The sequence below is a fragment of the Microcystis sp. M169S2 genome, assembly GCF_020245865.1.
Classification (GTDB): Bacteria; Cyanobacteriota; Cyanobacteriia; order Cyanobacteriales; family Microcystaceae; genus Microcystis; species Microcystis ichthyoblabe_A.
In genome coordinates this window covers 1-8,744 of the sequence record NZ_JADBUB010000201.1, presented here as the reverse complement: position 1 = coordinate 8,744, position 8,744 = coordinate 1, and the positions used below count along the sequence as shown (strand labels likewise).

The 8,744-nt window shown below is 42.2% G+C and carries 12 protein-coding genes and 1 pseudogene; 8 read left to right on the top strand and 5 right to left on the bottom strand.

Annotated elements, in window-relative coordinates:
- A partial coding sequence (locus IM485_RS18975) for a hypothetical protein (protein WP_287744997.1) occupies positions 1–233 on the bottom strand: 233 nt, incomplete at its 3' end.
- 227 nt (positions 234–460) lie between these two features.
- On the opposite strand from IM485_RS18975, the gene IM485_RS18970 reads away from it, so the two are divergent.
- A complete protein-coding gene (locus tag IM485_RS18970) occupies positions 461–1,852 on the top strand; it encodes an MlaD family protein (RefSeq protein WP_287744996.1) in 1,392 nt (463 codons plus the stop codon).
- Between the two features lie 27 nt (positions 1,853–1,879).
- On the opposite strand, the gene IM485_RS18965 is transcribed toward IM485_RS18970, so the two are convergent.
- The 3 genes from IM485_RS18965 to IM485_RS18955 all read right to left on the bottom strand — a co-directional run bounded on the left by IM485_RS18965 (position 1,880) and on the right by IM485_RS18955 (position 3,344).
- Positions 1,880–2,239: a DUF5615 family PIN-like protein gene (locus tag IM485_RS18965; protein WP_002763705.1), complete on the bottom strand. Its 360-nt coding sequence runs from the start codon at positions 2,237–2,239 to the stop codon at positions 1,880–1,882.
- Entirely contained in the window at positions 2,236–2,568 is a 333-nt protein-coding gene (locus IM485_RS18960) for a DUF433 domain-containing protein (RefSeq protein ID WP_002750711.1), read from the bottom strand. The genes IM485_RS18965 and IM485_RS18960 overlap by 4 nt, the downstream gene beginning before the upstream one ends.
- Before the next feature lie 146 nt (positions 2,569–2,714).
- Positions 2,715–3,344, bottom strand: a complete 630-nt coding sequence (locus IM485_RS18955) for a choice-of-anchor C family PEP-CTERM protein (RefSeq protein WP_287744995.1) — start codon at positions 3,342–3,344, stop codon at positions 2,715–2,717.
- Positions 3,345–3,715: 371 nt separating this feature from the next.
- Between IM485_RS18955 and IM485_RS18950 the strand changes: the two genes are divergently transcribed.
- The 7 genes and pseudogenes from IM485_RS18950 to IM485_RS18920 all read left to right on the top strand — a co-directional run.
- Complete coding sequence (locus IM485_RS18950; protein ID WP_104398263.1) at positions 3,716–4,147, top strand: DUF29 family protein; 432 nt, start codon at positions 3,716–3,718, stop codon at positions 4,145–4,147.
- A gap of 7 nt (positions 4,148–4,154) precedes the next feature.
- On the top strand, positions 4,155–4,397 hold the full coding sequence (locus IM485_RS18945; RefSeq protein WP_287744994.1) for a DUF5678 domain-containing protein: 243 nt from the start codon (positions 4,155–4,157) through the stop codon (positions 4,395–4,397).
- Between the two features lie 36 nt (positions 4,398–4,433).
- Positions 4,434–5,447, top strand: a complete 1,014-nt coding sequence (locus tag IM485_RS18940) for a WD40 repeat domain-containing protein (RefSeq protein ID WP_104398265.1) — start codon at positions 4,434–4,436, stop codon at positions 5,445–5,447.
- Between the two features lie 46 nt (positions 5,448–5,493).
- Positions 5,494–6,066, top strand: a complete 573-nt coding sequence (locus IM485_RS18935) for a Uma2 family endonuclease (RefSeq protein WP_287744993.1) — start codon at positions 5,494–5,496, stop codon at positions 6,064–6,066.
- 16 nt (positions 6,067–6,082) lie between these two features.
- On the top strand, positions 6,083–6,898 hold the full coding sequence (locus tag IM485_RS18930; protein ID WP_002802840.1) for a DUF4351 domain-containing protein: 816 nt from the start codon (positions 6,083–6,085) through the stop codon (positions 6,896–6,898).
- A 49-nt stretch (positions 6,899–6,947) separates the two neighbouring features.
- Positions 6,948–7,289 (top strand): hypothetical protein, encoded by a 342-nt coding sequence (locus IM485_RS18925; protein WP_185238151.1) that lies wholly within the window; start codon positions 6,948–6,950, stop codon positions 7,287–7,289.
- 33 nt (positions 7,290–7,322) lie between these two features.
- Positions 7,323–7,577: pseudogene (locus tag IM485_RS18920) on the top strand (DUF4351 domain-containing protein); the annotation flags it as partial.
- 5 nt (positions 7,578–7,582) lie between these two features.
- Here IM485_RS18920 and IM485_RS18915 read toward each other — a convergent pair.
- Positions 7,583–8,389 (bottom strand): MlaE family lipid ABC transporter permease subunit, encoded by an 807-nt coding sequence (locus tag IM485_RS18915; RefSeq protein WP_104398267.1) that lies wholly within the window; start codon positions 8,387–8,389, stop codon positions 7,583–7,585.
- Positions 8,390–8,744 lie beyond the last annotated feature (355 nt).

Genomic DNA, 8,744 nt, shown 5'->3' with positions numbered 1-8,744 from the left:
GGGGTGATGGGGAAGTGGGGTGATGGGGAAGTGGGGTGATGGGGAAGTGGGGTGATGGGGAAGTGGGGTGTGGGGTGTGGGGTGATGGGGAAGTGGGGTGATGGGGAAGTGGGGTGATGGGGAAGTGGGGTGTGGGGTGTGGGGTGGTCACTGCGTGCGCGTTGCGGGGGGAAGTGGGGAGAATAAATAAAAATAATCTCCTGACTCCTGACTCCTGACTCCTGAATCCTCACTCCCAACTCCTGAATACTGAATCCTCACTCCCAACTCCTGAATACTGAATCCTCACTCCCAACTCCTGAATACTGAATACTGACTCCTATCTCCCGACTCCTGACTCCTGAATACTGAATACTGACTCCTGAATACTGACTCCTTGACTCTTGCCTTCAGAAGCTGATCACTGAAATCCCCCGATTTCTCCTGTAAGATACTTTTTAGAGACGAGGAGTAATTATTTATGGAAGCTGGCGGTTCACAACGAGGGATTTCCCCAACTCTGCGGCAAAGTGGTATCGGTTTAATGTTACTGGCATCGGGGGGAATATTAATCTGGTTTGTCGCCTGGTTAAGTAATTTTAGCTTCGGGGGGCGCAGTTATCGAGCCAGCTTCCTTTTTCCTAATGTGGGTGGCATGATGGTGGGAACCCGCGTCGGTTATCGGGGAGTGAGAATCGGACAAGTGACGGCAATTACCCCAGAACCGGAGGGAGTCGCCGTAGAAGTGGAGATTTCGCCAGCAGATCGCCTAATTCCCAGTAATTCCCTCATCGAAGCCATTCAATCCGGTTTAGTGGGTGAAACCACGATCGATATTACTCCCCTGCAAGCTTTACCCGTCGGTGGTGTTAAAGAACCCCCTTTGAGTCCTAACTGTAATGGGGAGGTGATTATCTGTAACGGTTCCCGTTTACAAGGGCAATCGGCGCTAAATGTCAATACCTTGATCAGATCTTTACTGAGAATTTCTAATCTAGTTAGCGATCCCGATATGGTGGCTGGATTTCGTTCTTTTACCCAACGCGCTGCTAATGCCTTGGGGGGACTCGATCGCTTTAGTGGTGAGGCAACCACGGCTTTAAGCGAGGTACGTCGCAGCGGTACTCTAGGTAAAGTTAATTCGGGGATGAGATCCCTGGAATCCTTACCGCAAGTATCCGGTTCCCTCGATCGCCTTTCTAGTGATCTTTCTGGTGTCGGGGGATTGAGTCAGGAAGCGACTACTTTACTGAGAAGTTTACAGGGAAGTGGCGGCCTGAGAAATTTAGACGCTACTCTAGTAGAGGCCCGAAAAACGCTGCTTTTGGTGGGACAAACTACAGAAGAACTGCGGGTTTTTTTGGCAGCTAATCAAAATCGTTTAATTGCTACTCTCGATAGTATCAAAACTACTAGCGATCGCCTACAAACTACTCTCGCTGCTTTGGATCCGATTCTGACGGAAGTGCAGAAAAGCCAAATTATCGAGAATTTAAACACTATTTCGGCAAATGCTGTTAAATTAAGCGAAAATTTGGGCAACTTTACCGCTTATCTCTCCGATCCTGCCACTGTTGTCACCCTACAGCAACTCCTCGACTCCTCTCGCGCCGCTTTTGCCAATCTTCAGAAAATCACCTCGGATGTGGATGAAATTACCGGTAATCCGCAACTGCGACAGGAAATTATCCGTTTAATTCAGGGTTTAAGTCGTTTGGTTTCTTCTAGCGAACAATTACAGCAGGAATTCGCCCAAGGTCAAGCAATGACAAGAATGGCCGCCCAAATTGCGACAATAGCCCCAAATCCCGCCCCTAATACCCCAGAAAAAGACCCTAAGAAACCCAGAAAAAGCCCCGAAATAAATGATTAAATGTGTTTGAAAAATCACCTTAGTTCCTCATAAAGGAATCCAATCTAAGCGATCAATCCATTCTTCAGCTTCTGTTAATTCCCAGATTAAAATCATTGATTCAGCCCATTGACTAATTGTACCGCTAGGGCGTAACCAAATAATTCCCCAAGTGTGACCTCCCGTGTTCCAATGATCTTTTAAATGATTGGGCATGGTACTTCTATTGTCAGTGATTAACAGTCTCTGGGATAATTCTAAATATTGCAATAAATTAGGATCAAGTGTCCCTAAAAGAGGTGCATCCGCATCACCAACTCGCAAAATATCTATAGTAGAATTGATACGTTGAACCGCTATTTTTAGCTTAGGAGATAAATTTTCATCCAGCAAAAACCGAATTTTCATGCTTTTTGTAAATACTCCTGCTCCTTTTTAATTTTTGCTTTTCTTAAACGATCAATTAAAGGAGATGATGTTTCTAGCCACTGTTGATAATGTTGTTCCCGTTGTCTTTCTAGCTTGACAAGATAGAGATCGATTTGTGCTTGATTGTGATAATAATAGGTCAAAGTGGCATAAATTTTTTCTAAATTTAGAGTTGGTAATTCTTGGAGAATTTCTTGAGGACTATAACCTTGTCGATAGTATTTCAGTACGTCCTCAATGCCAATACGATGTCCTTTTAATTGAATATTATCTACTGCTACAAATTCAAAATAATCTTCTAACTGCATAGGTTGTTACCTCCTAAAACATCAATACTATCCTAGCATATTATTAAAAATGTGCCGCAAAATTCAAATTATTCACCGATTTTAAGCCTATCTGAATATTCAATTTAACCCACCTAGTTTAGATGGGTTAAAAAGATAAAAATAGATTAAGATTGACGTTTTAAAGCAGAACCAATTCCTAATACTCCTAAACTCAATAATCCTAGCACTGATGAAGGTTCGGGGATAGGAGTAGGAGTAGGAGGAGGGGAAAGAGCTATCACCGAGACATTATCCAACGCAGGACCAGCAAAGCTATTAGTTAAAAAGCTATTAGTTAAATCGATAAACTCAAGGGTAGTGGTTGTACTGTTAGCGGTAAAATCCCAAGAATTTGATACCCATCCCATGTTTGAACGGCTTTTTCCTGTTGTGTCAAAAGAAAAGTCAGCAGAACTTCCTCCTGCACTCACTCTCATCTCTTTAATAATAGGACTTGCGTTGGGATTACCCGCCAGATCAAAAGTCACCCGATAAGTCCCACCGACAGTTGTGTTAAAGGTTTGCTTAATTCCACCAGGACTCGCTCCTGCACCTAGGTGCAGACTTATAGAACCATTAGAAGCTTTCCATAACCTATTGATATAATGGATTAATCCTTGGCTAACCGTCCATCCTGTAATTACCGTGGAACCAGCATTAATTGTTTGCAAAAGATCAGAGGCTACACCGTTCTCAAAACTGCCATTTTGAATCAAATTTGCTGCCTGTACAGGGGTGATGATCAAAGCACTCACCGCCAAGACAGAGGAAGCAATTGAGAGTTTTAATAAGCTATGTTTATCCCCCCCCGAAAATCAATTAGTTTTTCTAATCTTTGAGTCATGACTAAAAACTCTACTTTTACAAGAACGGCTTCATCATAGCAGAGAAAAGCTTATAAAATAAATGAAAAAATGATTAACTTTTTGGCTCTTCTCGACTTTGTGTGACAATTTTTGCTTATATAGTAGCGATCGATCTTTGTGTCCTTTGTGTCTCTGTGGTTCGTTCCACTCACTCGCCCGCAAGAATGTATCTTAGAATACATTTTACCCAATAAACCTGGGATATCCGAGAGACTTGTGGCCAGATATAATTAAGGGGTATTTGGGGAAGAAATTGGATTATGGAAGAACTTTTAGAATTAAAAGCTTTGCTCTTAAAAGGTGATATTAAAGGTTCACTGGCGATTCTAGAAAACCTTGAAGATATGAGCAAAAACGGGATTATTAGCACCATTCGTAGTTATGCTGTTATCTTATTACTTCATTTAATTAAACAACAGGCAGAAAACCGAACCACCCGTTCTTGGGATGTCTCCATTCGCAATAGTGTTAGAGAAATTCAACGCCAAAATAAACGCCGAAAAGCGGCAGGATATTATTTAAGTGATGAAGAATTAACAGACACTTTAAACGATGCTTATCTTAATGCTTTGGATGCCGCTTCTCTAGAAGTCGAAGCAGCTTGTTATCAATCGGAGCAAATAGAAGCTATAATTGACAAAAATAAACTGATTAGTGATGCTTTTCTTATGATCAAAAACGTCTCTCCTTAGAAAGATTATGACAGACTCAATCTCTCAAGAACAAGCTCAAGAAATGTTACGTTGGTTAAACAAAAATCGTGACACCGTGCTTGATTTGTATAAAAATCAATACATTGCCTATAATGAAAAAGGGGTGATTGCTCACGGTGAAAATTTACAGAATGTTCTGGAACAAGCCAAGACAACCAATCAAGAATTTGTCATTTATCTTGTTCCTCGTTGTCGTTATTCTATTCAAATCTTACCAGTTCAAGTTTAAAGTAGTTTAAGATGATTTTGACAACGGCAAAATTCTATGAAAATAACCCTTTATCAACCGACGTTATCGTTATTATTGCTGCTGTTGCTATCTGGTGGTTGTGCAGTCAATCAGGAAAAAGAGAAAACCACCACTCCGCAAGCGTCTCCCCTAGCAGAAATCGTTCCTTGGCAGATGGTCGAACGGGTTACTATTTTAAAAGCCGATCAGGATCCCATCTATGCTTTGGCCATTAGTCCCGATAACTCCCTGCTGCTGAGTGGTAGTTTTGACGGCACTGTTAGGGAATGGGACCTAAAAACCCAAAAACCTCTCAGGACTTGGCAACTAGGTGATACCGTTAACGCTATCCAATTTAGTCCCGATGGTAAGACTTTCGTAACTGCCGACGCGGGGGGAAAAGTGCAACGCTGGAATACGCGCACGGGAAAATTAGAAATGACCTATCCCGGCCATGCTTTTCTCGTTACCGATGCCGCTATTTCTCCCGATGGCAAAATTTTGGCTACGGGTAGCTGGGATCGTACAGTTAAACTCTGGGATTTTCAGACGGGTACACTGTTAAAAACCCTGCGCGGCCATAATCATCCGATTCAGTCGATCGCATTTAGTCCCGATGGTAAAGGAATTGTGAGCGCCGATTACGATGGCTTCGTTAAACTGTGGAAAGTGAGTACTGGTCGCTTTATTCGTGCCTATGCGGGTAATTTATTTCCCGTTTATCGGGTGCTTTTTTCCAAGGATGGTAATACCGCCGGTACTGCTAGTCAAGACGGTTCGATCCGCAGTTGGCAAGTGAAAAGCGGCATCGGCACCACTACTATTCTCGCCCATAACGACGCTGTAACTGATATGGCCCTGCTCGATGGGGGCAAAGTTTTGGCCAGCACTTCCGGGGATGGAACCGTCAAATTTTGGGATGTTAATACCCGTCGGCGCTTGAATACCCTGAAGGGAAACGTCATCTTAAGAATGGTTGCCAGTCAAGATGGTCGTTGGTTAGTCACTGGAGATCGGGACGGTGCGATCGCAATCTGGCGGGGAATCTAATTAACTATAATTAAGACTAGAGTGTTTTCTAGGGTGAAATATAGCTATGGCAGCAGTGATTTTAAACTTAGATACAGTCAATCTCAGCGATGAGCAGTTTTACCGTCTCTGTCAAGTTAACCCAGATTGGCAACTGGAAAGAAACGCCCAAGGAGAATTAATTGTGATGCCACCTGTTGGGGGAATTAGCGGCAACCGAGAGGCCGATTTTATTAGTTTACTTTGGTTGTGGAATCATCAAACCCAATTGGGTAAAGTCTTTAGTTCGGCGACGATTTTTCGTTTGCCGAAAGGCGGATATCGCGCTCCTGATGCCGCTTGGGTGAGTTTAACTCGTTGGCAAGCTCTAAGTCGAGAAGAACAGGAGAAATTTCCGCCTATTTGTCCCGATTTCGTTATTGAACTGCGCTCCCGTAGCGATTCCCTCCCAGAAATTCAAGCTAAAATGCGGGAATATCTCCACAGTGGTTTGCGATTAGGTTGGCTAGTTAATCCTCAACAACAACAGGTGGAAATTTATCGTCCTCAGCAACCCTTAGAAATTATGGAACTACCCGCTAATTTAAGCGGAGAGGATGTCTTACCAGGCTTTAGTTTATTTATCTCCATTTTTGAGTAAAATATAGTCAAGACCGATGTATGATTCCACTTGTAAATTTATCGCCCTGGAATATTCGAGAGATTTAGCCACTTGGTTATTAGGTAAACCTTTAGATTTAACCGAAATTAAACCCTCAGAGTTGTCATTGGAGCCGATAAGAGCCGATAGTTTAATCTTTTTAGAGTCAGAAGAATTAATCTTACATATTGAGTTCCAAACCGACCCTAAAGAGGATATTCCCTATAGAATGCTCGATTATGCCACAAGACTCTATCGACGCTATCAAGGCAAACCTATCCATCAGGTAGTGATTTATCTAAGGAGGAGTACCTTACCCCTAGTCAGACAGAATGACTATCAACAGGGAAAAACTTATCATCAATTTGAGGTGATTAGACTATGGGAACAACCCTATCAACCCTTATTGCAAGCACCAGGACTATTGCCCTTTGCTATACTAGCTCAAGCTGAGGAGCAAGAGAATTTACTGCGGCAAATCGCCCAAAAAATCGAACAAATCAGCGACAGTCGAGAACAAAGCAATCTGGCTGCCTCCACCGCAATTCTCGCTGGATTAGTATTAAACAAAGACATCATTCAACAATTGTTGAGGAAAGACATTATGAAAGAATCTGTCATCTATCAGGAAATCAAAGAGGAAGGAAGACAAGAAGGAGAGGCTAACCTGGTTTTACGTCTATTAAATCGGCGTATAGGTGGCATTTCTGCCGAATTATCTGCCAATATCCAAAGTCTTTCTCTAGAAAATTTAGAAAACTTAGGAGAAGCTTTATTAGATTTTCAGTCAGTAGAGGACTTAGAACAATGGCTAGAAAATGAGCGTTTTTAACTAATTTACTGCGGTTATTTTTATTCTATTAATTCCCTCTATTATCATTATGTCAGATCATCAAGCTAGTTATGCCGTCAATGCAATGTTAGGTCGATTGTATTTGAAAAATAAGGCGTTTCAGTCCCTAAGTTTTGAAGAACAACAGTCGATAGTTTTGGACATAATTAAAGAATCATTCCTTTGCGATGTCAATATCGGCGAAATTCTCAGTAATGAGTGTTTTTCTGATTTTGACGATGTTGAAGAACAGAGAACAATAGCAACGATATTTCAAATTTGTTCCTGCTGTCGTCAAGCATCAGCTAACGTACAAGACTATGGAGATGATTTTAGCAAAGCAGGAATTTGTTCCGCTTGTCTTGCTAAATATTTCCCCGATGGATATTAGAGATAATTTAATCTCAACCTAGGGATAATCAATATTCAACAATTGTTGAGGAAGGATATTATGAAAGAATCTGTCATCTATCAGGAAATCAAAGGGGAAGGAAGACAAGAAGAAGCCATCAATTTGCTTCTACGTCAATTAAATCGGCGTATAGGTGGCATTTCTGCCGAATTATCTGCCAATATCCAAAGTCTTTCCCTAGAAAATTTAGAAAACTTAGGAGAAGCTTTATTAGATTTTCAGTCAGTAGAGGACTTAGAACAATGGCTAGAAAATGAGCGTTTTTAACTAATTTACTGTCCAAACAAAACCGAACTATTACCAGATCCTTGGAACAAGATCCAAGTCATCAGCAGATTAGATACAAAAATCGCTAAGAGCATAGTGACTACAGCTGCGGTCGTAGCTTGGCCGACTCCCTTAGCACCGCCATCGGTCGTTAAACCCCAATTACAGCCGATAATCGCAATTAAAGCCCCAAAAACCAACCCTTTAACCGGTCCACTCAGCACGTCTCCCACGCGCAGGAAACCGCGAACCGAGTCGAGAAAAACTGAATTAGCGATTCCGTATAAACTTTGGCCGACCAGCAAACCGCTACCTAAACCGATCAGCAATGCCATAATACTCAAAGCGGGAACCATCAGACAACAGGCAATTAAACGAGGCAGCACCAGATATTCCACGGGATCGGTTTTGAGCATATAGAGTGCGTCGATCTGCTCCGTCACCTTCATGGTACCAATTTCCGCCGCAAAAGCCGATCCTACCCGACCGGCTACCACGATCGCCATCATAATCGGACAGAGTTCCCGACCGAGAGCAAGGGCCAAAATTCCCCCCACCATACTGCCAGCACCCAAAGCTTGGAACTCCCGGGCCACTTGGATAGTAAAGATCATCCCGATCACCGCAGCCGTGATCATGGCGATAATCAGCGAAGCAGGCCCAGCTGCCACCATTTGTTCTTGGGTGACGCGCCAATCGGGTTTGCGCGTGAATAGGAAGTAAAAAACCCTGCCGGTTAATAGTACCGCTAACCAACAGCGCCGGAACCAAGAGCTTAATTCCTTGCTAAAAATTGCCAATAAATCCTTCATGGCCCTCAAAATAGATCGGACTAGAGAAAAGTTTATCCTGTTTTGTCTTTTAATCCCATTCCCTACCACGCTATGGATAGTGCAGAATTTTTCTGATCCACACAATAGAACTCTTGCCAATTAATTATAAGTAGCTGGTTATAAGCTGTTCAGCATCTAAATAGCGTATAATAGAAACAGTAACCTATTCAAATATCAATAGCTATGCCAGCCACTAATCACTTGAATTCCGAACAAAAAGAAAAGTTACAAAAAGCACTGAAAGAAGAAAAAAATCCTTACATTAGAGAAAGAGTTTTGATATTGTTGTTGTTAAATGACGGTAAAACTCAAGTCCAAATCTCCAAACTCATTG